The organism is Acidobacteriota bacterium (assembly GCA_016715115.1).
Taxonomy (GTDB): domain Bacteria; phylum Acidobacteriota; class Blastocatellia; order Pyrinomonadales; family Pyrinomonadaceae; genus JAFDVJ01.
Genome location: JADKBM010000004.1, coordinates 1178365 through 1203714, shown reverse-complemented (window position 1 = coordinate 1203714; position 25350 = coordinate 1178365). Strand labels below are relative to the sequence as shown.

Annotated in this window: 18 protein-coding genes; 13 read left to right on the top strand and 5 right to left on the bottom strand. The window is 56.6% G+C overall.

The features are described 5' to 3' along the window. The first annotated feature begins 11 nt into the window (after positions 1–11). The 6 genes from IPN69_07530 to IPN69_07505 all read left to right on the top strand — a co-directional run bounded on the left by IPN69_07530 (position 12) and on the right by IPN69_07505 (position 10944). A complete protein-coding gene (locus tag IPN69_07530) occupies positions 12–8828 on the top strand; it encodes a hypothetical protein (protein MBK8810570.1) in 8817 nt (2938 codons plus the stop codon). 224 nt (positions 8829–9052) lie between these two features. Further along, a complete protein-coding gene (locus IPN69_07525) occupies positions 9053–9241 on the top strand; it encodes a hypothetical protein (protein MBK8810569.1) in 189 nt (62 codons plus the stop codon). Positions 9242–9469: 228 nt separating this feature from the next. Then, positions 9470–9739, top strand: a complete 270-nt coding sequence (locus IPN69_07520; GenBank protein ID MBK8810568.1) for a hypothetical protein — start codon at positions 9470–9472, stop codon at positions 9737–9739. Between the two features lie 14 nt (positions 9740–9753). Beyond that, the gene (locus IPN69_07515; GenBank protein ID MBK8810567.1) at positions 9754–9966 is read left to right on the top strand and encodes a hypothetical protein; all 213 of its coding nucleotides are present in this window, start codon (positions 9754–9756) and stop codon (positions 9964–9966) included. Positions 9967–10153: 187 nt separating this feature from the next. Further along, positions 10154–10258: a hypothetical protein gene (locus tag IPN69_07510; protein ID MBK8810566.1), complete on the top strand. Its 105-nt coding sequence runs from the start codon at positions 10154–10156 to the stop codon at positions 10256–10258. Positions 10259–10593: 335 nt separating this feature from the next. After that, complete coding sequence (locus IPN69_07505) at positions 10594–10944, top strand: YtxH domain-containing protein (protein ID MBK8810565.1); 351 nt, start codon at positions 10594–10596, stop codon at positions 10942–10944. Between the two features lie 70 nt (positions 10945–11014). On the opposite strand, the gene IPN69_07500 is transcribed toward IPN69_07505, so the two are convergent. Continuing rightward, complete coding sequence (locus tag IPN69_07500) at positions 11015–11449, bottom strand: DUF3293 domain-containing protein (protein MBK8810564.1); 435 nt, start codon at positions 11447–11449, stop codon at positions 11015–11017. A gap of 210 nt (positions 11450–11659) precedes the next feature. On the opposite strand from IPN69_07500, the gene IPN69_07495 reads away from it, so the two are divergent. The 5 genes from IPN69_07495 to IPN69_07475 all read left to right on the top strand — a co-directional run bounded on the left by IPN69_07495 (position 11660) and on the right by IPN69_07475 (position 17713). Continuing rightward, positions 11660–12400 (top strand): sigma-70 family RNA polymerase sigma factor, encoded by a 741-nt coding sequence (locus IPN69_07495; protein ID MBK8810563.1) that lies wholly within the window; start codon positions 11660–11662, stop codon positions 12398–12400. Then, positions 12397–12993, top strand: coding sequence for a hypothetical protein (locus tag IPN69_07490; protein MBK8810562.1), 597 nt, complete (start codon positions 12397–12399; stop codon positions 12991–12993). Before IPN69_07495 ends, IPN69_07490 begins: the two co-directional genes overlap by 4 nt. A 14-nt stretch (positions 12994–13007) precedes the next feature. After that, positions 13008–16349, top strand: coding sequence for a UvrD-helicase domain-containing protein (locus IPN69_07485; GenBank protein MBK8810561.1), 3342 nt, complete (start codon positions 13008–13010; stop codon positions 16347–16349). Between the two features lie 423 nt (positions 16350–16772). Next, the gene (locus tag IPN69_07480) at positions 16773–17057 is read left to right on the top strand and encodes a hypothetical protein (protein MBK8810560.1); all 285 of its coding nucleotides are present in this window, start codon (positions 16773–16775) and stop codon (positions 17055–17057) included. A gap of 8 nt (positions 17058–17065) precedes the next feature. Further along, the gene (locus IPN69_07475; protein ID MBK8810559.1) at positions 17066–17713 is read left to right on the top strand and encodes a hypothetical protein; all 648 of its coding nucleotides are present in this window, start codon (positions 17066–17068) and stop codon (positions 17711–17713) included. 374 nt (positions 17714–18087) lie between these two features. On the opposite strand, the gene IPN69_07470 is transcribed toward IPN69_07475, so the two are convergent. Continuing rightward, the gene (locus IPN69_07470; GenBank protein MBK8810558.1) at positions 18088–18903 is read right to left on the bottom strand and encodes a creatininase family protein; all 816 of its coding nucleotides are present in this window, start codon (positions 18901–18903) and stop codon (positions 18088–18090) included. Positions 18904–19183: 280 nt separating this feature from the next. Here IPN69_07470 and IPN69_07465 point away from each other — a divergent pair, with 280 nt between their 5' ends. Further along, positions 19184–20155, top strand: a complete 972-nt coding sequence (locus IPN69_07465; protein ID MBK8810557.1) for an aldo/keto reductase — start codon at positions 19184–19186, stop codon at positions 20153–20155. A 446-nt stretch (positions 20156–20601) separates the two neighbouring features. On the opposite strand, the gene IPN69_07460 is transcribed toward IPN69_07465, so the two are convergent. The 3 genes from IPN69_07460 to IPN69_07450 form a co-directional block, all read right to left on the bottom strand. Further along, positions 20602–21981, bottom strand: a complete 1380-nt coding sequence (locus IPN69_07460) for a hypothetical protein (GenBank protein ID MBK8810556.1) — start codon at positions 21979–21981, stop codon at positions 20602–20604. 202 nt (positions 21982–22183) lie between these two features. Continuing rightward, positions 22184–22993 (bottom strand): DUF4344 domain-containing metallopeptidase, encoded by an 810-nt coding sequence (locus IPN69_07455; protein MBK8810555.1) that lies wholly within the window; start codon positions 22991–22993, stop codon positions 22184–22186. A gap of 781 nt (positions 22994–23774) precedes the next feature. Further along, a complete protein-coding gene (locus IPN69_07450; protein ID MBK8810554.1) occupies positions 23775–24290 on the bottom strand; it encodes a transposase in 516 nt (171 codons plus the stop codon). A 350-nt stretch (positions 24291–24640) separates the two neighbouring features. On the opposite strand from IPN69_07450, the gene IPN69_07445 reads away from it, so the two are divergent. Continuing rightward, positions 24641–25303, top strand: a complete 663-nt coding sequence (locus tag IPN69_07445; GenBank protein MBK8810553.1) for an HNH endonuclease — start codon at positions 24641–24643, stop codon at positions 25301–25303. Positions 25304–25350 lie beyond the last annotated feature (47 nt).

Below are 25350 nucleotides of genomic sequence, written 5' to 3'. Positions count from 1 at the left end.
GATGAGAAGTAATGGAAGAATCATTCTTTGCAAATTCGGGCGCCTTTCAGGACGCATTCACTCAAAACGCGAGCAATACGCCGATCCGCTGCGAACTCTATAGCGTCGAACGTCTGGAACAGTTTGCCGTGGCTTTTGCCGGCGGACATCTTGAAGTCGATCAACCCCGAAAATTTCAAAAACTCCTTCCGCGTTTGAAAGACAACGGACGCGTGCTCGTGGCGACGTATCAATCGCTGGTAAAAAGGATCAGGGACGAAACCGGTATCTCTCCGGCGGCCGAATGGCTGGTCGATAACTTCCACGTCGTCGAAGAACAACTCCGCGAGATCCAGGAAGACCTGCCGTCCGGGTTCTATCGTGAACTTCCCAAACTGAAGAACGGCGCATTTGCGGGTTATCCCCGCATCTATGCGGTCGCCGTGATGATCATCGCCCATACGGACAGCCGTCTCGACGTTGAAACCCTCCAACGCTTTCTCAACGCATATCAAACGGTCACGCCGCTGACCATCGGCGAACTTTGGGCGTTCGCCATCGCACTTCGCTTTGCGCTTGTCGAGAATCTTCGCCGGTTGGCGGCGCGAATCGTCGTTTCGCGGGAAGAACGCGACGAAGCCGAATCGATCGCCGACGAACTGATCGAATTGACCGCCGGTCGTTCGCGCGATGTGCTGCCGGTTCTGATCCGGCGTTTCGGCCGCCGCAAAGAGATCGGGAGCGCGTTCATCGAACAACTCACGCGCCAGCTTCGCGACCGTGACCAGACGATCGCGCCGGTCTACGTTTGGCTCGAAAACCACCTCCAGGAGCGCGGCACGAGCATCGAACAGATGGTCCAATCAGAGTACCAAAGCCAGGCCTCGGCGCAGGTCACGGTCGGAAACATCATCACGAGCATGCGACTGCTTTCGACGATCGACTGGAACTCGTTTTTTGAAACTGCGAGTTTGACCGAGGCGATATTGAAAAACGATCCGGCGAGGGTCTACGCCGCAATGAACTTCGTGACGCGAAACCGTTACCGCGAAATTGTCGAACGCATCGCCAAACGCACGAAGCGGGATGAGCTGGTCGTCGCCGAGGGCGTCGTCCAACTCGCGCGAAAAAACAGGGAGACCGGCTCGCCCGATTTGCGATCCTCGCATATCGGCTACTACCTGATCGATAAAGGGCTCGCCGAAACCGAAAGGCAGTTCGATTACCACGCCCCATTTCTTGAATCCGTGCATCGTCTGATCCTCAAGCATCCGACGGCGGCCTATCTCGGTCTGACGGCCGTTCTGACCGTACTGATCGTTGGTTTGCTCGTTTCGGCGGCGGTGAGTTCGGGCGCGAGTCTGCCGTTGCTGTTGGTTTTCGCACTGCTTTCGCTGATCCCCGCAAGTGACCTGGCGTTGAGCATCTCGAACTGGGACTACACGCTTCTGATCGCGCCGCGCGTGCTTCCACAGATGGAAACCGTCTCGTCGATTCCCGAGAATGCCAAAACGATGGTCGTCATTCCGACAATCCTGAACAATGAATCGGTTGTCGTCGAACTACTGGAGAAACTCGAGATCTACTGTCTGGCGAACCGCGACGAGAACATCTTTTTCGCACTGCTCGGCGATTTCGCCGACGCCACGGTTGAAGAACTGCCGGATGATGCCTTGATCCTCGCGCTGGCGCGGCAGCGCATCGACGAACTCAACGAACGGAATCCCGAAAGATTCCATCTGTTCGTTCGTTGCCGGCAATGGAACGAAAGCGAGGGGAAATGGATGGGCTGGGAACGCAAGCGAGGGAAACTGGAAGAGTTCAATGCCCTTCTGCGCGGCGGCGAAACAACGAGTTTCGTGGTTGCGACGGCCGATCCCGAGTTCCTTGGGAAGATCAAATATGTCATCACACTCGATTCCGACACGCAGCTGCCGCGCGATTCGGCCCGAAAACTCATCGGAATTGCCGAGCACCCGCTCAACCGGCCGTTCTTCGACGAAAAACTCGGCCGCGTGACGCGGGGCTACGGCATTTTGCAGCCGCGCATCGGCATTTCGCTCAAAAGCGCATCACAATCATATTTTGCGCGAACCTTATCGGGCGACAAAGGCGTCGATCCGTATACCACCGCGTCGTCCGACATCTATCAGGACCTGTTCGGCGAGGGGAGTTTTACCGGCAAGGGACTATACGACGTCGATGCGTTCTCCCGCTCGATGAAGGACCGCGTGGCCGAGAACACGGTTTTGAGCCACGACCTTTTCGAGGGACTATACGCGCGCTGCGGCCTTGTCACGGACATTGAATTCATCGACGATTTTCCGGCCCGATTCGCGAGTTTTTCGCAACGCTCGCATCGTTGGGTTCGCGGCGACTGGCAGATCGCGGCCTGGGTCTTACCGTGGATCAAGAAAGATGGGAAATGGATCGGCAACGATCTGCCGCTGATCTCAAGATGGAAAATTTTCGACAATTTGCGTCGAAGCCTGACGGCGACGACGATCTTTCTGTGGCTATTGGCCGTCTGGACGTTCATTCCAGGCTCGCCGTTGGTTTTCACGCTTTTCGTTCTGATCGAGGTCTGCTTTCCGATCTACGCGCAGTTGCAGATGAATCTGCTCGTGCCTCCGCGCGGGGTGTCGTGGGGAAATCATTTCGGGGGCGTCTGGGACGATTTCCGATCGAATAGCGAGAAGGCCTTGCTCGCGTTCGCGTTTCTCGCGAGCCAGGCATTTTCGAAGGCCGATGCCATCGTCCGAACCGTTTATCGAAAACTGATATCTCGCAAAGATCTGCTCGAATGGACGACCGCCGCCTCAAGCGCGAGCGAGGGTCCAGGCAGTCTCGGTGACGCTTTTCGGTCAATGCGGGCGACGGTCGTACTGACGGGCATCGGAGCTTTTCTCGTCATTTGGTTCCGCCCGGAAGCCTTGCCCGTTGCCTTGCCATTTCTGCTTGCCTGGCTATTCGCGCCGGTGATCGCGCACCGCGTCAGTCTGCCGCCGCGGGTCGCCGATGATCGGCTCGCCGCCCTCGAAACAAAGATGGCACGAATGATCGCGCGCCGGACGTGGCGATTCTTCGAGACCTTCGTCGGTGACGAGGATAACTGGCTGCCGCCCGACAATTTTCAGGAAGATCCGTTGCCGAAGGTCGCGCACCGGACGTCGCCGACGAACATCGGACTGCTCTTGCTTGCGACCGTCTCGGCCCACGATTTCGGCTACGTCGGAACGCTCGAACTTTCGGAACGGTTGGGACTGACCTTCAAATCGCTCGAGAAACTCGAACGATACAGGGGTCACTTTCTTAACTGGTACGACACGCAGACCCTCGCGCCGTTGGCGCCGCGTTATGTTTCAACCGTCGACAGCGGCAACCTCGCCGGGCATCTTCTGGCGGCGAAGCAGGCGATGATCGAGATCCCGAACCGCAAACTCTTCGACACACGAGTGATGGAAGGACTCGCCGATTCTCTCGAAATGATGAGTCACGAGGCTAGGCAGCTGAGTTTCGCGCGCCATCGAACGGAGGCCGTCACCGTCAAACACCTGAACCAGGAGATCGATGCTTGCCGACGCCTTCTGGCGAACCAGCCAGACGAAACGCCCGACGCGTGGCTGACGTTGCTCGACGCTTTGATCGCCCGAACCGAGGTCATCCGCGATATGACCGGCGCGCTGTCGCAGGAGCACGGCGATGCTCATTTTGACGAATTGCGGTTCTGGTCGTCGGATCTGGCGCACCAGACGCACACCTTCCGGCGCGACATCAAGACCTTCATTCCCTGGCAGGAAAGCGATTTCTCGCACCTTTCGGAAATCATCAGCCGCGACTTTCCCGAGATTCAGCAGGAATGGCGCGAGATAATGGACCTCCTCAAGTTCTTTCCGTCGCTCGCCGAACTCGCCGACCTGTACGACGGATTGCTGCTGCGGCTTCTGAACATCACCGAAAAGATCAAGAGTTCGGAAATGATCGAACGCGACACGACGGCCGCAGTCAACGCGCTCCAGATTCTCTCGGCGATGGTCCGGCAAGCGGCGACCGTGGCGATCATCACCGTGTCGAATTTCAATCATTTCGCTTGGCAGTCCGCGGATTTCGTCGACGAGATGGAATTCGGTTTCCTGATCGACCCGGAACGCAAGGTTTTCGCCATCGGCTACAACGCCGACAACGAAAAGCTCGACAATTCCTTTTACGATCTGCTCGCCTCGGAGGCGCGCCTGACGGGATTCGTCGCGATCGCCAAGGGCGAGATCCCGCAGGAGCATTGGTTCAGGCTCGGCCGCGCCTTGACTCCCGTCGGTTCGAGCCGTGCCCTGATCTCGTGGACGGCGACGATGTTCGAGTATCTGATGCCGCTCCTGGTGATGCGCGATTACGAAGACACATTCTTGAATCAAACTTACCGCGCGATTGTCCGGCGTCAGATCGAATACGCGAAGAAAAACGATGTGCCGTGGGGAATCTCCGAATCAGCCTACAACGCCCGTGATCTGCAACTGAATTATCAGTATCAGGCATTCGGTGTTCCGGGACTCGGGCTGAAACGAGGATTGAGCGAAGATCTTGTCATCTCGCCGTATTCGACGGCGCTCGCCGCGCAGGTCTTCCCGACCGCGGCAATGGATAACTTCCGGCGACTGGTCGACGAGGGCGCGTTGGCGCGTTTCGGTTTCTACGAAGCGATCGACTATACCCCTGAGCGGCTGCCGCCGGATCAAAAGCACGTTTTCATCCGAGCCTTTATGGCGCATCACCAGGGAATGATGCTCGTCGCGCTCAACAATCTCGTTCATTCGGACGTGATGCAGCGGCGTTTTCACGCCGAACCGCTCGTCCGCGCGACCGAACTTCTGCTTCAGGAACGCATTCCGCACGGTGTCCCGGCATCGCATCCGCGCGCCGAAGAAGTTCTTTCAACGCCGATCGTCCAACAACTCTCGGGCCGCGTGACGCGCCTTTTCGATACGCCGCATCTGCCGACCCCGCGGACGCAAATTCTCTCAAACGGCACCTATTCTGTAATGGTCACGAATTCCGGTGCGGGTTACTCGATGTCCGATGGGCTCGCGGTAACGCGTTGGCGCGAGGACACGACACGCGATTGCTGGGGCAGTTTCATCTATCTCCGCGATATCGAGAACGGCCGGATCTGGTCGGCCGCCTATCAGCCGCTGGCGAAAATGCCGCGCTTTTACGAGGTCGCATTTTCTGAAGACAAGGCGGTCATAAAACGCCGCGACGGCAACATCGCGACGCGGACCGAGATCATCGTCGCGCCCGAGGACAAGGCCGAGATCCGGCGCGTCTCGATCACCAACAACTCGCCGAGGGTGCGCGAGATCGAGGTCACAAGCTATTCCGAGATCGTTCTCGCTCCCCCGGAAGCGGATGCGGCGCATCCCGCGTTCAGCAATCTGTTCATCGAAACCGAGTTCAACCTCGCCGAGAATTCGCTCATCGCAAAGCGTCGGCCGCGAGGTGAAAATGACGCGCCGGTCTGGGCGATACACACGGTCGGGACCGATGGCGAAACGATCGGAGCGGTGCAGTACGAAACGGACCGCGCCCGGTTTCTGGGGCGCGGACACGATACGCGCGAACCGCTCGCGATCGTCGAAGACCGTCCGCTCTCGAACACGGTCGGGGCCGTGCTTGATCCGATCTTCTCGCTCCGGCGATGCTTGCGCATCAAGCCGCACGAGACCGTTCGGATATCGTTTTCGACATCTGTCGCGAATTCCTACGAAGAAGCTTTGCGCCTCGCCGACAAGTATCACGATCTGAACATCTTCGAACGCGAAGCGGCGATGGCGTGGACGCATTCGCAGGTCGAGATGCGGCATCTTAACATCGAGCCCGAGAGCGCGTATCTCTACCAGAGACTCGCGGCGCATATTCTATACTCCGACAACTCGCTGCGTTCGCCCGAGAAGATGCTCGCGCTCAATTCGAAGCCGCAGTCCGACCTCTGGGTTCACGGCATCGGCGGCGACTTGCCGATCGTGCTCGTCCGGGTCAACCGGGCAGAGGGACTGCCGCAGATTCGGGAACTTCTTAACGCCCACGAGTATCTGCGTTTGAAGGGCCTGAAGTTTGACCTTGTCGTTCTAAACGAGAATCCTCCCGGCTACCTCCAATTTCTCCACGACGAATTGCTGCGGCTCGTCCGCACCAGCGGTGAGGCGCATCTGCTCGACCAAACGGGCGGGATCTTCATCAAACGCAGCGACCAGATTCCGGAGGCCGACAGGGTGCTTTTGCAGACGGTCGCGCGCGCCGTGATCGTGGCGGAGCGCGGCGACTTTTCCGATGAAGTACTGCGACGGAACATCGACGGTGCGTTGCCGAAGGATTTTGTTCCCCAATCGTCTGAAACGCCATATTCTTCGATTTCCCCGGATCTTCCGAAACTGAGTTTTTTCAACGGGCTCGGCGGTTTCGATCAGTCCGGCCGCGAATACGTGACAATACTCGGCGAGGGCCAGTGGACACCGGCGCCGTGGATCAACGTCATCGCCAACGAGAAGGCGTTCGGCTTTCAGGTCTCCGAATCCGGCGCGGGCTTCACGTGGTCCGTGAATAGCCGCGAGAACCGTTTGACGCCTTGGTCGAACGACGTCGTCAGCGATCCGCCGGGCGAGGTCATCTATCTGCGCGACGAAGAGACAGGCGCGGTCTGGACACCGACGCCTCTGCCGATTCGCGAGGCGGAATCCTACACCATCAGGCACGGTCAGGGTTACACCGTCTTCGAACACATTAGCCACGGCATCGAGCAACATTTGCACCTTTTCGCGCCGCACGACGCATCGGTCAAGATCACCCGGCTCCGTTTGAAGAATCAGACCGATTACCCGCGGAAATTGTCTGTAACGAGTTATTGCGAACTCGTTCTCGGCTTCAGCCGCGGCAAGTCCGTGCCGTTCGTCGTCACCGAAGCGGATGTCGAAGCGTCCGCGATATTCGCCCGCAACCCTTTCAACAACGAGTTTGCGGGTCGCGTTGCATTCGTTGCCTCGGACAGCGCCATCTCCTCCCTGACGTGCGACCGCAAGGAATTCCTGGGCCGAAACGGAAGCGTGAAAAACCCATCGGCGCTTCGGCGCGAAAAACTATCGGACCGCAGCGGCGCCGGACTCGATCCGTGCGCCGCACTGCAAACCGTCATCGATCTTGATCCCGGCGAAACACGGGAAATCATTTTTCTTATCGGCGATGCGGAATCGCGAACCGCGGCTGAAGCGATGATCGCCCGATTCAGGCAGCCGTCGAACGTCGAGGAATCACTCGACGACGTTCTTCGGTTCTGGGACGAAACGCTCGGCGCGATCGAGGTCAGAACGCCGGACAGGGCGCTCGACACGCTGGTCAACCGCTGGCTTCTGTATCAGACGCTGACGTGCCGGATCTGGGCCAGAAGCGCGTTCTATCAATCGGGCGGCGCCGTCGGTTTTCGCGACCAGCTGCAGGACGTGATGTCGCTCGTGTACACGAAGCCGCGAATCGCGCGTGAACAGATTCTCCTCGCCGCCGCGCATCAATTTCCCGAAGGTGACGTCCAGCATTGGTGGCATCCGCCGACGGGCCGCGGCGTGCGGACTCGATTTTCCGATGATCTTCTGTGGTTGCCGTTCGTCACGAGTTTCTATGTCAAAACAACCGGCGACCGAACGATCCTCGATGAGGTCGTGCCTTTCATTAAGGCTCCGCCGCTCGTCGCCGGCGCGGATGATTCCTACTCTCAGCCAGAGATTTCCAGCGAAACCGGCGACATTTTCGAACACTGCGCGCGCGCCATCGACCGCAGTCTGGCGGTCGGCGAGCACGGCTTGCCGTTAATGGGCTCCGGCGATTGGAACGACGGAATGAGCAGGGTCGGAAACCTCGGAAAGGGCGAAAGCGTCTGGCTCGGCTGGTTTTTGATCAACACGCTCGCCGACTTCGCGCCATTCTGCAACGGCCGCGGACCGAAGAAGCGAGAACAGAAATATCGCGAACATATCGAGAAACTGAAGTTGGCGCTGGAGGAGAATGCGTGGGACGGAAGCTGGTTTCGGCGGGCGTATTTTGACGACGGAACGCCGCTCGGGTCGGCCGCGAACGAGGAATGCAAGATCGATTCGATCGCGCAGTCGTGGAGCGTCCTCTCGGATGCGGCAAATCCGCAGCTGGCGTCGCGCGCGATGGCATCGGTGGACGAATATCTGATCCGCCGCGGCGACGGTATCGTCCTTTTGTTCACGCCGCCGTTCGACAAAAGCGCGCTCGAACCGGGTTACATCAAAGGCTATATTCCGGGCGTCCGCGAAAACGGCGGTCAATACACGCACGCCGCGATCTGGACGCTGATGGCGTTTGCGAAACTCGGCGACGGCGACAAGGCCGGTGAGCTTTTCACGCTGCTGAATCCTATAAACCACGCTTCGACCCGCGCCGGGCTTCACAAATACAAAGTCGAACCGTACGTCGCCGCCGGCGATGTTTACGGCGAAAGGTCGCACGTCGGACGCGGCGGTTGGACCTGGTACACGGGATCGGCCGGATGGATGTACCGCGCGGCGCTCGAATCAATGCTCGGTTTTCATTTGAACGGCGACGTGTTGACGATCGACCCGTGCATTCCGCGCAACTGGCGCGAGTTTGAGATCGACTACCGCCGCGGCAAAACGCTTTTCCGGATCCGGGTCAAGAATCCGACCGGCATCTGCCGCGGCGTTCGCGAAATCTCGTTCGATGGGAAATCACTGCCGTTGAACGAGATCCGGCTGATCGAAGACGGCGCTGACCACGCGGTCGAGATCGTCCTCGGCAGCGTTGATGGAATTTCGGAATAGTTGGCGATATCCCGATCAATTCCACACGAAGCGACGGTCGGATTTGATCGGTTTTCGGAATATTTGAAAGTTGAAAGTCGCCTGAACCCCGATCCAAACTATTCCTGATAAACCGAACTCGACACTCGCAACGGTTCAGTTGATCGGTTTTCGGAATAGTTGTCCTTGCCTGAAATAGGTTGACCGTTTTTTGAGTTTAATTTCAACTCAAGGAGCGAACAACTATGGCAAATTTAAGTGAATATGAAAAGCTGACGGTCAAGGAACGACGCAACAGGACTTTCAGTGAAGAGTTCAGGCGAAAGAAAGTGGGTGAGATCGAGCGTTGCGTCACGTCGGTCAGTGAGGTGAGCCGGAATATCAGGTTTCCCGGTCTGCAATATATGCATGGATGCGTCAGTATTCACGTATGAGAAAAACAGGAGCGGCTTGTGCTGGAGAGTCTGAGCGACACGAGAAAGATCAAGGCGTTGAAGGAAAAGGTGAAAGAGCTGGAGCAGGCTGTCGGGCGAGCAGATACAGATCGATTTCTTTGACAAGATGATCGATCTGGCGGAGGAAGAGTACGGCATTGATATTAAAAAAATGTACTTCAAAGCCCTCCGGTGGTTCTGGTCGAACCGGGAAGGCACGGGCACAAAATGAATCAGCTGTATCGGGCAATGGGTATCAGCAAGCAGGCGTTTCACCAGCATACGGAACGTCATCTCAGGATGTTGGAAGAGCAGGAGCAGCTTCTGCCGGTGATCGCCGAGATACGGCGCGATCATCCGCAAATGTCGTCGCGCGTCATGTACGGGATGATAAGGCCGATGCAGTTTGGCAGAGACCGGTTCGAGCAGTTTTGCTTTTCGCACGGGTTCAAGATCGAGCGGAAAGGGCATATCACCGCACGACGGATTCGCCGGTGACGCGATTTGACAATTTGATTGCCGGATTCGAGTTGACGGGTGTAAACCAGGTTTGGGTCAGCGACAAACCACACAGAATAGGCGAAAGGTTCTATTACCTGACCTTCATTATGGACCTCTTCTCAAGACGGATCGTGGGCTATGCGGTCTCGGACAACCTGATGACCGAACACCCACGCTGCCGGCAATACGGAGGCGATCGGGTCGCCGGCCCGCACCTGGTCTGATATTTCATTCGGACGGCGGCGGCCAGTATTACTGCAAGGAATTCGTGAAACTGACCCAAGCCTGTAATATGAAAAACAGCATGGGCACGAGTGTCTATGAGAATCCGAATGCCGAACGCGTAAACGGAACTATTAAAACAGTTACGTCAGATTCTACGGGCCGGAGAATTTATCCCAGCTAAGGCAGATGACTGAAAAGGCGGTCAATATGTACAACAATTACAAGCCGCATACGGCATTGAACTCCTTAAGCCCCGATGCATTCGAAAGGCAGAGGAACGAGTTTTCTTAGGCATGGAGGGTCAAAAGTAATTGAAGAATAGCCGGACAATAAATGCCCGGCTCCGCGACAAACTACTTCGTCACCCGGAGGTCTATCCCTGGTGAGTTGCTCTCCAGCATTGCTCACTTCCGTTTCGATCTCCGAAACGAAGGTATCCGATATTTTGACGAAAAAGCAAACAAATGTTTTCTAGCAAACTCAAAAAACGGTCAACACTATTCAGGCATTGACAAGTTGAAAGTTGATAGATGAAAGTTGAAAGTCGCCCGAGGTCTCTGTGTGCGGTGCCATACAGACGTTCCGGATGCGAAGTCCTAGAATTGAATCAGAACGAGGAAAAAATTATGAATGAAGAAAAATCAAATTTTGGAAGAAACCTGTCTTACTTGCTGATCGGCGGCGGGATAGGGGCGATTCTTGCTCTGCTGTTTGCGCCCAAGGCGGGCGAAGCGTTTCGCGCAGACATCGCCAACGCGGCGCGGACCGGGATCGATAAAACCGGCGAATTCGCGGCGGATCTGAGCGAAACGGCTCAAACCGCTTATGAAGACGCCAAGTTGAAAGCCGGCGACGCGTACGTTGCCGTCAAGGATAAGATCAATGTCGGTGCCGCGGCATTGGCCGCGATGCCGATCAATGTCGAGCACGCTGTACTCGACAAGATGGACGAAATTTCGGCGAAGATCGCGCATTGACTCGGAACCAACCCGAGATCTACGCGGCCGGCGATTCTGGAATGATCGCCGGCCGCGTCGTTTTGTGCGTTCACTCGGAAAGGCCCTGATCGCACCAGACGAGTTCGGGCGAAAATCCCTTGCGCCCGATGAGAATCGCGCTTTGGTCGAACAAGGTTCCGATCCCGATCGCTTCGGTCCTCGCGATGTTGACGACAAGAGCACTCGTTTCGGGTGTCCACAGACCATCCGGAGATTGCCCGTAACCGGCAAAGTTCCGATACTCGTGGTCGTTGAGATATGAAATGAAATCAATATGACGCGCCTCGTTCTCTTCGGGTGTGAGTTCTTCCGAGCGCGGATTATGCGCAGAGATAAAAGCCCAGGTTTCGCATTGGTATTCCCCGAGCAGCGCGTCAAGTTCACCGCTCGTTTCGCCGACGCGGATGACAAAGCGCCGCTTGCCGTCTTCAACGACGTACTCGGCGGCTTTGTAGATTTCTTCGAAATTTCTGTTTGCCGCCATAAGGCTTTTCACTTTACAGAAACAATGCGTTAGATTCCAGTTTTTCTTCGGTGGCTTCCGAAATCGTGCTTGCTCCGCTGTTGAATCGAGTTTGTCTCGAATCGGGGAAAATCCTATAATCGTTTCCGATTCCGAGACTTTCATCCCATTTCATTCTTGAGGAGAGTTTGAGTGACCCCTGGTGAGAACGATCCGAGCAGGCTGCGGCCGTTGACAAAACGAAAACAGGACACCGGCGAGGTCTATCACCGGCGCGCCGAGGTAGAACGGCAGTTAAACGATTTGCTGCCGCTTGACCGCGCCGTTGTCCTCCGGGCGCTCGATATTCGGGACAGGGATTGTGAAGGCTACATTTTTGACGAGACGCTCGTCTACTTCATCCGCGAGGCTCACTCCGCCGGCGACGATGATTTGACCAATGACCTTTACCTCGAGCTGGATCTGAGAATGCACAGACTTCTCGGCAGATTCAAATACCTTTTTCAGACAAATCCGTCGGATTTTGAGGACTTCGCTCAAAAGATCGCGACGGCGATGCTCGGAAAGTTGTTCGGCGGCGATTCCGCCGATTACGCCGAGGTAAATTTCGGCGACTTCGTGGTAATGGCCGCCGAGACCGAAAAGCGCGTGTTCCTCAGACACATCGAGAGGGATAAGCTGTTTGTTGCACCGCCTGAAGACGAAGAAAATGAGACCGCTTTTGAAAACCTTTTCCGCTCAGGCGAACTGGCGATCGACCGTAAGCTTAGCCTCCGGGAAGCGATCGGGAAACTGCCGCCGCAAATCCTGCACGCCGCGGTCCTCTATTATCTTGACGGCTGGCAGATCGAAAGCAATAGCCCGTCGGTCGCGACGATCAGCGGATATTTCGGTGTCAGTTCGAGGACGATCCGGAACTGGCTTATGAAACCGGAGAAGATCCTCAGCGATTATCGGGGGGAAACACGATGATGAAGAGACAAGACATTTCGCTCACCGATGTCCTCGAAGGCTATGCGGCCGCGACCCCGGCAGGCAATGACAATCGAATCTTGCGGGAGTGGATCGCGAATTATCCCGATTTTGCGGCCGAGTTGGCCGATTTCGCCGCCGCGCGGGCGATCGTTCGCCATCTTCCCGAGGAGGACCTTTCGGCCGATGAAGAGCTACGGCTCCGCGAACTTGCCGCCCGGCGGTTGCGGGGTGCGCCGGCGAGAAATTCCATTGACAGCCTGACCCGGCTGGCTGAGGCGAAGGGACTCAATAAGCCGAAATTCGCCGCCGCGCTCGGACTCAGCACGTCTTTGTTGATGTACCTTGAGAAGCGGCGTCTCGAATTCGCGACGATTCCTAAAGCGATCATCGGCCGCATCTCGAGGATTCTCGGAACCGGTGAAGAATCCGTCGCCGCATTCCTCGCTCGCGGGCCAGAACCGGTCCCGCGGGCCAGTTACAAGGCGGCGCTTATGCCGGAAGAGGCAACGGCCAGGAGCTTTTCGGACGCGGTTCGGGAAGATCAGATCTTAACGCCGGAACAAAAGAAAGAGCTCCTCAGCCTCGATTAAAGCCTAGGAATAAAATGACGCATTGGGAAAAGATCCGTGAAAATGCCTCGCAGCTGAGACACGAGATCGCCGCCGGCATAATGCCTGACGAGCTGGCCGCGCCGGAAGCGATCTGCGCCGCGGCGGTCGAGCATCTCGGACTCTGCCTGATCCCCGAACATCCCGAATCGGCAAATCTGCGCGGCGCGCAAGCCGTACTCGAAGACGACGTGATCTTCATCAATAACGATCTGAAGGGATGGTATCGATCGTACTGCGTCGCGCACGAGATCGGGCACGCACGGCTGCACGGCCACCGGATCAGCTGCTCGGCAACGGAGATCGACGAAACCAAAGCAAGCGAAGACTGCGATTCCGGGGCTGAGAAGGCGGTCGGCTACGGCGCGGGCGAGCGATTGGAGCGCGAGGCGAATTTGTTCGCGATCGAGTTTCTGCTTACCTGCGAATCGCTTCGCCGCGCGTTTGACACGACCGATGCGCGGGCGATCGCCGAAAAACTGAGAGTCCCGATCGAGACCGTTGCCGGCCAGCTTATGCGGGCGCTCCTCATACCGCCGGGGCAGCTTGAAACGCAACCACGGTCAGAACGGAAGCCTGACGACAGTCAAAAGTCGGCGGCAGAATCGACGGCGTGTCCGCTGCTCGTCAGCGCCGGCCCGGGAACGGGCAAAACCCAGACTCTCGCCGGTCGCATATCTTTTCTGATCGGCCGCGGCGTCAGCCCCGGACGAATTCTCGCGCTCACATTCTCGAACAAGGCGGCGGAGGAAATGCGTGACCGTGTCGCCGAACGTCACCCGCTTGAGGCAACCTCGATCGATATGATGACGTTCCACGCCTTCGGGCTGAACCTGCTCAGAAAATACTGGCAGCGCGCCGGCCTCGAACCGCATTCGAAGATCATCGACAAGATCGAAGCCCTCCTCTATCTTGAGAAGAACCTCGCTTCTTTGGGTCTCGAACATTTCCGCTCGCTGCACGAACCGACGCGTAATCTCCCGGACATACTTGGCGTCATTTCGCGCGCCAAGGACGAACTCTGCCCGCCGGAGATGTTTGCGAAGCTGGCCGATGAAATGCTCGAACGGACTCGCGAAGGCGGCGACGAAAAAGCGATCGTGAAGGCCGAAAAGGTCGTCGAAGCGGCCAGGGTTTACAGCTATTACCAGAACTACCTTGAGCGTGAAAAGCTGCTTGATTTCGGCGACCTGATCTTTCGGGCGGTGACGCTGCTCGAACGGGATCAATCCGTCCGGGCCGCGGTCGCCGGGAGTTACGACGCGATACTCGTCGACGAATTTCAGGATATCAACCGCGCCTCGGGGATTTTGCTCAAGGAGATCTCCGGAGATGGCCGCGGGCTCTGGGCGGTCGGCGACATCCGCCAGTCGATCTACCGCTGGCGCGGAGCGTCACCACTTAATATCGGGCAGTTCGCCGCCGATTTCCCGAACTCACGGACGCTGGCTCTTGAAACGAACTATCGGTCCGTGCCGGATATAGTCTCCCTCTTCTCGCGTTTTGCCGGTCAAATGAAGGCCGGTGCCGGCGTCTTTCACGACTGGAGTGCAAACCGTGGGACTTCCGCGCCGGCGGTAACTCTGACCGTTTCGCCGACCATCGAGGAAGAGGCCGACGCAATCGCCGCGACGATCCGGGACAATGAGGCTGGCGACTCGGAATTCAGCGACCACGCCGTGATTTGCCGGACGCATAAACAGCTCGTTGCCTTGTCGGACAAACTCTCGGAACGCGGCATCCCGGTGTTCTACCTCGGGGATGTTTTCGAACGCGAAGAAGTACGCGATCTGCTTTCGCTGCTGGATCTTTCAATTTCCAAAAGCGGCCACTCGCTCGTCCGCGTCGCCCTTTTGCCGGAATACGCGATACCGGAAGCGGACGTTCGGCGAATTCTTGAAGAATCGCGAACGCGCGCCAACGGCTTTGCGGAAGTCTTGACCGACGAGGCTTACGATTCTGAGATCTCGCGGCGCGGAATCGGCGGCTGGCACCTTTTGAGGGCGCAGCTCGAAAAGCTGGGCGGCACTGAAACGGCGTGGAGTTTTCTTGCCGCATACCTTTTCGCCGAATCGCGTTTTCTCGAACGGTTTCTTGAGTCCGACGACGTTGCCAGGATGACGGCGCGGCTGGCGATCTTTCAGTTCGCGAATTTCGCACGCGGGATGGAAGGCCGATTCGAGGAACACGGTCCCGAAGGCATCCGCGCGTTTCTGCGCTACGTTCGGCGTCTCGCCTGGTTCAAGGAGGACAAGGACCTGGCGCAGATTCCGGAAGCGGCCGCCGGTCTGAACGCGGTACGGATGCTGACGGTTCACGCGGCGAAAGGGCTCGAATTCAATACCGTATTCCTGCCGTATCTCGGAGCCGGAAGGTTCCCTTCGAGCCGGCGCGGCGCGCGTTGTTCAGTACCCGACGGAATGATCCCGAACGGTGGCGACTTTCACGATGAAGAAGAAGAATGTCTGTTCTTCGTCGCGATGTCGCGTGCGCGCGACGGGCTTCATCTCTCGAGATCGAGGTCATACGGAAAAACCTCGAGCAACGAGTCAAGACACTTGACGGCGCTTGAAGGGTTTCTGCCGGCGGCGCGGATCGTCGACGCGCGGAACTCCGATGAACGGCCGATGTCGACCGCAGACAGCCTCCGCCGCAGCTCCTTCTACGCCGCCGAGTTGGACCGCTACAATCGCTGCCCGCGCGAGTTCTACTATACGAACGATCGGCGTTTGAAATCGCGGGACGAGGACTCGGTTTACAGATCGTTCCATAATCTCCTTCGTGAGGTGTTAAAAGAGGTTTGCGATGATTCAGGCGCCCCGGAGGACGCGGCTTTCGAGCGATTTGAACGCAAATGGCTTGAATCCGGGATCGGTGATCACGCCTATTCGCCGTTCTTTCTCGAAATCGCGGCTGAGATCCTCGCACGCCCCCCTCGCGTCGGAGCGGGGGAAGGCGCCGAGGTGAGCTTTACCGTGAACATCGCCGGATGCGCGGTCAACGTAAGCGCAGACGGCATCACGGAAGAGGACGGAAAGGTCTTCGTCGATCGGATGAAAACCGGAAAGAAACCTTCAAGAATCGAAGAGGATGTCGACGCTCTGCTGCTTGAAGCGGTTGAAAAGGCAAATCCGGGCAGGTTCGTCGTCGTTCGCAAAACATACCTGATGAGCGATGAGTCGGTTGATGTGCCAATCACCGCGAAGTTTCGCGAAAACGCGCTCAACCGCTACGCCGACGCCATCGCCGGTATCAACAACCGCGAGTTCCCTGTAACATCGAAAGACGAGAATTGTCCCAATTGCCCGCACTATTTCATCTGTCCGGCAGGGGAGTAGGCCTCACCCGACCACCCTGATATTGTGTCCGTTCTCCGCTCGGGAAGATTCCTAATCGGCGAAGGGCAAGTCGGTTCTTCACGAAAAGTCCGAAACGACAGGTCAGTACCATCTGCGGTAGCGGATGGTTGACGATCGGCATACGAACTTGAAGCCGCGCGGACCGCTGCGGCCGCAGACAGCCGCGGCCAACCATCCGCTACCGCAGATGGTACTGACCTGTCTTGGCGCCGACCACCCTGACGTTGCGCTATTTCCGGTCTCCGCGAGGGAAGATGCCCGATTGGCGAATGGCAAGCCGGTTCTTCACGCAAATTCCACCAAGACAGGTCGGTACCATCTGCGGTTTCAAAAAAACGAGCCGCCACTTTCCGGTTCTCACGTTTGCCGTCCATTTCTTCTTCACGAGAGGAGGAAACCGCAGTGAAACAAACAAGAAAAACATTCAGTGAAGTAATCAAAGGTTTTGAAAAATGCCATTCGGAGCGCTTGATGGCCAAGGCGCGGCAGGCGAACCGTATCGCAAAAACTGTCCGCGGACGCAGTCGGCGTATCGCATATGACGTCAAAGCATCGGCCCTCGGAATGCTCGTGAGAACGCTTCCCGACCACGTCGTTGTCCGCCGCGACATCGTTCTGACGGATTTCGTCGTCGTCGAATTGAAGAACACCAACGCCGGGCTGCATATGCCTGTGCAAGCTATCTGAGGAATGCAATGACACAACGAATAACTACCTTCGACTGCGAAACGATTCCGGCCGCGGATGCCGAATCGCCGTTTTGGTCGAACGAGGAAGAGAGGAGCAAGACTTCGCTCGACGGCAATTTCGGACGACTTTTATGCATCGGCTATGTGACAGAGTTTTCCGACGGTCGTCCGCTCGGTTACGGGTGTTTCGGTTGGAACGAAGAAGAGGGCATTCTCGCCGCCGACGAGCGTTCGACGCTTTCCGGATTCTGGCAGATGCTCGCGGATTTCGATGTTTCGAGAGATCTTCTGGTCGGCCACAACATCTTCGAGTTCGATCTCCCGTTCATCGTCAAACGGTCGATCGTCAACGGAGTGCGGCCGACAGTCAATTTCAACCTCGCGCGCTATCGCAATCGGCCGATCTACGACACGATGCGCGTCTGGGACTGCTGGGCGAGCCGCGGTTGGACGAGTCTCGGGAAACTTGCCTTCGCGCTTGGTCTGCCTTCACCGAAAGACGGCGATGTCGGTGGTTCGAACATCTTTGAGAACTGGCAGGCCGGACGTCATCGCGAGATCTACGAATACTGTATGCGGGATGTCAAAACGACCCGCAACGTGTTTCGCAAGATGAATTTCACGTTCCCGGAAGCGCTTCCCGCTTCTGCCTGAGTTTCCCTCACTCTCACCCCGTCTTCCCCCCGGGATCGGTCCGCGGCTTCAACGTCGCGGACCGATTTTCCTACTTTTAGTGCGACCGAATGCCGTCGGTTGCAATCCAATCATCGATCAGCGAGTCAGTACCGCCTGCGTGAGCGGGCGGGCAACCGCGGCCGCACGACGCCTGAATCGCAACTCGGGATCAGCGAGTCAGTACCGCCTGCGTGAGCGGGCGGGCAACCGCAGCCGCACGACGCCTGAATCCCAACTCGGGAAGCAAATCGTGTTTCTGCCACAGATGAACACAGATCGGCCGGATGGAGCAGAGACGGCGTTTATGACAACATTTGATTCAAAATCGCAAATCCAAAATCGCAAATCGCAAATCAAATCCGGTTCCATTTCCTGACGATCTCGTTGATCAGATTCGCGACCTTGTCGGTCACTTTTTTGTAGTATTCGTCGGCTTTCTTCTGGTCGAACTGCGGGTAGCCCTGTCCTTTCTGATAGAGCCCGATCGACGACGGGAACGGCACCGCCGACCAGGTTCCGGGCGCCGGATACGGCGTCGCGAGTTCGGGTTTGTAACGATCTTTGTCGACGAGCGTCGGATCGATCGCCTGGATGAACGCGGTTTCGTTCCAACCGGCGTGCCCGCCGTCCTCGCCGAAGACCTCTTTCGTTTCATCCGCCGCGAACGACCACCAGTTGATCACCAAAGTGCGGACCTTCTTCTCGGTTGCGACCTCGGCCGCGACCGACTGCAGCACGGCCGTTTGCCCGCCGCCGTGGCCGTTAAGAATGATGATGTTCTTGAATCCGTTCTTTGCGAGCCCTTCGAGGATCTGTTTGACGAACGGCCGGTAGGCGGCTTCGGTGATCTGAAACGCACCCGGATAAGCCTCCATCGAACCCGTGATTCCATACGGCAGCGTTGGCGCGATCATCGCGTTGACGCGCCGCGCGATCGTTTTGGCCATCGCCGTCGGAGCCGTATTGTCAGCGCCGTTATTGATCACGCCGTGCGGTTCGAGCGTCCCGGTCGCGAGCAGAACGGTGTCGATCTTCGTCGGAACGGCTTCCTTGAATTCCATCCAGTTAATGCGGTCCATCTCGCGCGTCGTGACGACGTCTTTGTCCTGCGCGACAACAGCTGCAAAAGACGCGAGAAGAACGAGCAATGCGGCGATAAGTGATTTCATCAGGAAACTCCTTTTGATTTGAATTTACGGTGACTATAGTTCGAATCGCGAGCATTCGCAAAGGACCGAAGAGTGGCGTCCGCATAATCCGCCAACTCCAAAAAAGCGAGTTGATCGGGTTCCAACTCCACGGCCGCAACGCCCGGCTTAAACCCTCCGTTGCCGCGTTCGCGTCAAAACGCGCCTTTATATTGTCGCGAATGCCGGCGCCAAGCCCGGTTAATCCCGAGATGCGTTTCCATTCGTTGCAAATTCGTGCGTCTTTGCTGAAAATCTATCAATGCAATACAGGAAATTCGGACGAACCGGCTGGCAGGTTTCGGAGATCGGCTACGGGATGTGGGGAATGGGCGGCTGGACGGGGTCGGACGATGACGCGTCGCTTGCGGCGCTGAGCCGCGCCGTCGAGCTTGGCTGCAACTTCTTCGACACCGCGAACGCGTACGGTGCAGGGCGGAGCGAGAATTTGCTCGGTCGTTTGGTGAGAGATTTTCCCGACAAGAAACTCTATACCGCGACGAAGGTCCCGCCGAAGAATATGCGCTGGCCGGCTGAAACGGAATACACGCTCGACGAATCGTATCCGCCGGATCACATCGAGGAATACTTGCATAAGAGTCTCGAAAACTCGGGGCTCGAGCGGTTCGATCTGCTTCAGCTTCACACCTGGAACGACGATTGGACGGACGACGACCGCTGGGCGAACGCGCTCGATTCGCTGAAACGCCAAGACCTGATCGGCGGCTGCGGAATCTCGATCAACCGCTGGGAACCGTGGAACGGCATCCGCGCCGTCAGGAGCGGCCGCATCGACTCCGTTCAGGTGATCTACAACATTTTCGATCAGAACCCCGAGGACGAACTCTTTCCGGCCTGCATCGAGCACGACGTCGCCGTCATCGCGCGCGTCCCGTTCGATGAAGGCACGTTGACCGGAACGCTGACGAAGGACACGAAATTCCCTGAAAGCGACTGGCGGAGCAACTATTTCAATCCTGAAAACCTGAACGCGAGCGTCGATCGCGCAGAAGCCCTGCGGCCACTGATCCCGGCAGATATGACGATGCCGGAAATGGCGCTGCGACACATTTTGAGTCAGCCGGCCGTCTCGACGATCATCCCGGGAATGCGCCAGATCAAGAACGTCGAAGCCAATTGCGGCGCAAGCGACAAAGGCCCGCTTTCTCCGGATCTGCTCGAAACGCTGAAAGCTCACCGTTGGGTTAGAAAACCGACTCCGTGGTCGGCGTGAGCGGGAATTTGTATTTGTGATCTCAGATTTTGAACGCGCCGGTCGGATCGAATTTTCGGACGACATTGAGCCATTGCGATCCTAAATCAACGCGGCTTTGCCGCAAATCGCCAATTGGCGGCGCAGCCGCTTGGACAGTAGCCCGTCCGAGGCTGTCTAAAAAGCCGATAAATTCGCTGAAAGCGAATCAGATAATAGCCTGGGGTGAGCGAAGCGTAACCCCAGGATTTTAGTCAGATGGGACTCCGACCCTGAAGGGGTCGAAGGTAAGTCGTTTATTGTTCGGCCCTTGCAGGATCATGATGTCGCGTTGTTGAACAAAGGGCGGCGCTCGTTTTTTTCGCCTTGCCGCACACTACTTTGTTGTCCCGGTTGCGACTTTCAGGAATATGGACTTTTCAGACAGCCTCCACATCCGGGCGGCAAGCCGCAAGGACGGCAAATAGTCACTTCGCTTCACGTAGTTGCGAACTTCCGTCATCCATTTCAACTTCGATCGGTTGTGCGGCGGCGACCTTAACGGCCTCGACCAACTTCATAAAATCACCGTACTTGGCGGATTTGGAAGCCCTGAGGGAAACAGATTTCGCAACTTCATTTGTTCCCTCACGAAAAATTCCATTGTTTTCGCGATCGTCAAAAATCGAAGCCAATCTGCTTATCAACTTTTTGGGATCCGAGATTGTTCCCATTTCGTCGTTGTTTAGTTTCAGTTTTCCTTCGTCATCCAACATTGCGACCAATTTCAAAGAGTTAGGCCTTGGCATCACGTTGGAGATGTCGGGTGGCGCCGGCAACTTCACCTCAAACATCGAGGGGGAAATCTGATATGGATCACTTTCGCTTTTGACGCCGAATACTACTAATCCGACCATTTCGATCTCAGCTTTACTGATGACCTCAAAAACTTGCTGAACATTCGCGTACGAGGCGTTGATATCCGCCTTGAGATAAACGATTCGCTCATCGGGACTCTTCGTTTCGAAGAATTTTCTCAGCTTTTCAGGCAACTCTTCCTTGGTAATGAGATTTTCCGTTCTTTCGGCTTTGCCGGGTAAGCTCTGTTTCTGTTCGAGATACAATTTATTGTCGGAAGTAAGAATCAAAACCATTGAAGATGCCCTCTCAATTCCGACATCACTTACTGTTTTCTTGGCATTGACAGGCAAATTGACTCTTTGGTTCCTTCGTTTTGGTTCATTGATGAAATAAGGTACCGCGATGGCGGTTGCGATCAGCAGAATTTCAATAGCAACGGCGGTAATCAGGGAACTCCAATTCCCGGTTGCTCGGGACGACGACGGCCAGAAAGATGTTACCAACAAGAAAATGAACACGATCGGCGCTGCAATAATGCTGAAAGTCACCAACCCGTTGATATCTGCTCCGACACCGGCACCGTCCGCTGCGAAGGGGCGGCCCAAACTAAGCGCTTCGAGGACCAGCAAATCGGCCTTCCAAAAAAGACCGGCAGGAACTAAACAAAGAATGCCGCCAATGCCGAAAAACCAAAATGGCGGCGGGGCGGTTTTGGTTTGACCGAACATTCGAACAACCAGAACGACGATCACCACGATTCCGCATATTGCCGCCAGATAAAGAGAGATGATTGCCGGGCCTCGGGCTTCCTCCATCGATGCCATCACCACACCGATTCCGGCGGCTTCGTTTAGGCTCATATCTCGAAGATTCCTTGACAGGATAAACGAACTCAAAGCCCCGCCGATCAGGGGAATCGTGTAAGAAAACGCCGCAATCAAACGTGCCGCGGCCGAAACCTTCAAGCGGGGCTGATTTTCCTCGACATTCAACAACGAAGCGTCCATTTTGCAGTTCTCCCTTTAATTTAAGTTTTCGACGAATTGAATAATCTTGTTGTCGCGATAAAAAGAACGCGTGAAATTGTCATAATAGTTGAGAGCTGACGCAGCCGAACTGAGCCGCAAGCGACAAAGACCCGCACCTTGGCCGGTGCCGGGTCTCAGTTGCTTTCCGAAGTTCCAGAAGATTCCCGGCGACCGCTATCGCTTACTGTACCTTAAGATACGGTGTCAGCAGCTTGTTCCAAGCGCCGTCGATGCGTTTGAATTCCTGGGAACAGCGTTCGGCGCGTTGTTTCGGCAAATATCCGCTGGCCACGATTCCCTTGTTCTTCACCGGATCGCTGCCGTAGGTCAGACAGAGCGTATCGTACATCCTCTGTTGATCGACCGAATGCTCGTCCCAAAAAGCGATATCTTCGGGCGATGTCGATGCCGAAACGAGGTCGAAAAAGATCGCGGCGCTGATGACCATATCGACGCCCTCCGGGGTTCCGTCGAGCATTACAAGTGTCGCCAGTTGGTCGACGGCGTCTTCTTCACGCCCCGTCGCCGGCAGCTGCCAGGCGTCGATCAAACAATGTCCAAGCTCGTGGAAAAAGAAGAACGCGACGGCGTCGTCGACGCGGCGGTCGACCTCGGCCTTGTCCTTGATTCCCTTCTTGTATGTTTCCTCAAAGTAAGAGATGAACTCATAGCACATCGTGATCTCTTTCGTCCCCGGATTGTAAAATGCATTCGGCTCTCCGCAGGTGTCGAAGTTTAGGAAAACGTCGTACGGCAACGCGATTATCTCGTTCATTGCCGTCGCGATCTCTTTGAGGACCTCCGCGATCTCGGCGGGCATCGCTTTTTTCGGATCTTGCGCCTTTGTCTTTGGCGAAAAGCCGACCTTGAAATCACCCTTATCGATCGAGGATGCGACCGGCGCTTTCACCGGCATTTGCGCAAACGATGCACCCGCGGCGAGCAAACTGAACAACATCACGGCAACGAACTTCATAACAAAACCTCTCATCCGAAGAATCTCCTTGGGCAGTTATTGTGCGCCATATCTTAACACGAGAATTACCGCCGGAAAGGGTCATCCGCGAAAGTTCGTGCTGTCCGCGACTTTCAGGCTAATTCGGATCGCACCCCGAATTTGACCAAATCCGCGGCTCTGCCGCCCGGATGTGCGGAATGGCTCGGCAGTCACGCGCCGTGCGGTCAGAACCGGGAGCGGTAGCGACCGGTAAATGCATTCTCATCGAACCCGCAGTCACGCGCCGCGCCCGTCAGGACCGTGAGCCGTGCGAGTCAGAACCGTGAGCGGTGCGAGTCAGAACCGGGAGCGGTAGCGACCGGTAAATGCATTCTCATCGAACCCGCAGTCACGCGCCGCGCACGCGCCGTGCGGTGCGAGTCAGAACCGTGAGCGGTGCGGTCAGAACCGGGAGCGGTAGCGACCGGCAAATGCATTCTCATCGAACCCGCAGTCACGCGCCGCGCCCGTCAGGACCGTGAGCGGTGCGAGTCAGAACCGGGAGCGGTGCGGTCAGAACCGGGAGCGGTAGCGACCGGTAAATGCATTCTCATCGAACCCGCAGTCACGCGCCGCGCCCGTCAGAACCGTGAGCCGTGCGAGTCAGAACCGGGAGCGGTGCGAGTCAGAACCGGGAGCGGTAGCGACCGGCAAATGCATTCTCATCGAACCCGCAGTCACGCGCCGTGCGGTCAGAACCGGGAGCGGAAGCGACCGGCAAATGCATTCTCACCCAACCTTCATCCCGTCAGCCCGCCGCACCGGGAGCGGTGCATCACCACCAATCAAAATCAGGCAGTTCATCTCCCTGACCGTTCAAGACATAGTCGCAGGCCTCGAAGATGCTTCGATCATTCCAGAGATTTCGGCAGCTGCCCTTTTCCGCCCACGGACTGTGCTCGTGTCGCCAGCAACCGTCCTCACGCATTTGGCGTGTGGCGTTCGCCTTCAACGCGCCCAAAGCACGCTTGGCCTTTGTTGCGCCGATGTCGATCACGCAATGAAAGTGATTTGTGCGGACATTTTGCGCGAGTATTTTCCAGCGCCGTTTTTCCGCGGTTTCGGTGATCGCCCGGCGCACGGAGCGACGCCTCGGTGCGTTCAAGCGAACCGGATCATGTTTCATCTGATCGCGCTTTGAGTCATTCCAGGGTTTGTTCGGGGTGAGCCGTGGAGTTCCGTAGCCGTTATGATCTCGGTCAACAGATCCGCGATCATCACCATGCAACCATGTCCCGTAGCAACGGACGGTGAAAAACACCGCGAGAGGTATATCTGTATCGTTCCACATAGAGAGTGAGTTTGGTGGTCAGGAATCAAGTTTCAGGAGATGATAACGCATCATACGGTATCAGCAAAGTATCCACGCGTCCCAATTTGCCGGTCGCTACCGCTCCCGGTTCCGACCAGGTCGCGAGCCCGGCAGATTCGACACCACCTGCCTGATCCGGCACCGCACCCGTCAGAACCGGGAGCGGTAGCGACCGGCAGATCGAGCCTCAGCCCCAGCGCCGCACCCGTCGGAACCGTGAGCACCCGACGGAGCCGGAGGCCCCTGAGTCGCCGGCAGCGGCCGATCGATTTTCGCGGCGAGGCGACAAAACCGCCGTCCATACGATCAATAATCTCATTACCGAAGGAATCTTGAAGTATCGATATCGCGGTAACGACGTAAATCATCGAGATAACGTTGGCCTTCGGGAAACTTGTCGGCGTGGTCTTCCTTTGATTTATTTCCACGGTACGATTCCCGGTGCGTACGTTGCGCAATGGCCGGTTTTTGTCGTCGTCGACACGCCCCAAGAACTAACATTTGGTGTGACGTTTGATGAAAGAAGTCAATTACAATTAGAAGACATCCGGTCCGCCGACAACCCCCATGATATTTTTCGACGGCGATACAAGACGGCTGAAGTGCGGATAAGGCTCCACCAGAGAGTATTCCGTGATCGAGTGCTTCGAGCGTACAAATCTTCATGCGCATTGTGTAGACTTCGACACTCAAATTTATTGGACGCGGCCCACATTATTCCGGACACGGAGGATCAAGGCGAACCAATCGTAAGCAACGGTCTCGCGCTCTGCAAATTGCATCACGCGGCATTTGACGCCAACATCTTGGGAATCACACCGGATCTTGTTGCGGAAATCCGCGACGATATCTTGGAAGAAATCGACGGGCCGATGCTTCAGCATGGGTTAAAAGAAATGCACCGAACGCGAATCATCACACCGTTCCGCAGTAGTGAAAAGCCAAATCGGGCATTGCTTGAGGTCCGATATGAGCGATTCAGGGCTGCTTGAGAGCCAACCTAGAAAGCACGATACGATCAACTCAGAATCCTCCGTCG

What these genes read in the sequence shown, in the direction of transcription:
- IPN69_07475 (MBK8810559.1), top strand. Translation starts at nt 17,066, where the DNA reads ATGACACAACGAATAACTACCTTCGACTGCGAAACGATTCCGGCCGCG.
- IPN69_07520 (MBK8810568.1), top strand. Translation starts at nt 9,470, where the DNA reads ATGAATCAGCTGTATCGGGCAATGGGTATCAGCAAGCAGGCGTTTCAC.
- IPN69_07485 (MBK8810561.1), top strand. Translation starts at nt 13,008, where the DNA reads ATGACGCATTGGGAAAAGATCCGTGAAAATGCCTCGCAGCTGAGACAC.
- IPN69_07500 (MBK8810564.1), bottom strand. Translation starts at nt 11,449, where the DNA reads ATGGCGGCAAACAGAAATTTCGAAGAAATCTACAAAGCCGCCGAGTAC.
- IPN69_07450 (MBK8810554.1), bottom strand. Translation starts at nt 24,290, where the DNA reads ATGTGGAACGATACAGATATACCTCTCGCGGTGTTTTTCACCGTCCGT.
- IPN69_07460 (MBK8810556.1), bottom strand. Translation starts at nt 21,981, where the DNA reads ATGGACGCTTCGTTGTTGAATGTCGAGGAAAATCAGCCCCGCTTGAAG.
- IPN69_07455 (MBK8810555.1), bottom strand. Translation starts at nt 22,993, where the DNA reads ATGAGAGGTTTTGTTATGAAGTTCGTTGCCGTGATGTTGTTCAGTTTG.
- IPN69_07530 (MBK8810570.1), top strand. Translation starts at nt 12, where the DNA reads ATGGAAGAATCATTCTTTGCAAATTCGGGCGCCTTTCAGGACGCATTC.
- IPN69_07490 (MBK8810562.1), top strand. Translation starts at nt 12,397, where the DNA reads ATGATGAAGAGACAAGACATTTCGCTCACCGATGTCCTCGAAGGCTAT.
- IPN69_07525 (MBK8810569.1), top strand. Translation starts at nt 9,053, where the DNA reads ATGGCAAATTTAAGTGAATATGAAAAGCTGACGGTCAAGGAACGACGC.
- IPN69_07470 (MBK8810558.1), bottom strand. Translation starts at nt 18,903, where the DNA reads ATGAAATCACTTATCGCCGCATTGCTCGTTCTTCTCGCGTCTTTTGCA.
- IPN69_07505 (MBK8810565.1), top strand. Translation starts at nt 10,594, where the DNA reads ATGAATGAAGAAAAATCAAATTTTGGAAGAAACCTGTCTTACTTGCTG.
- IPN69_07510 (MBK8810566.1), top strand. Translation starts at nt 10,154, where the DNA reads ATGACTGAAAAGGCGGTCAATATGTACAACAATTACAAGCCGCATACG.
- IPN69_07465 (MBK8810557.1), top strand. Translation starts at nt 19,184, where the DNA reads ATGCAATACAGGAAATTCGGACGAACCGGCTGGCAGGTTTCGGAGATC.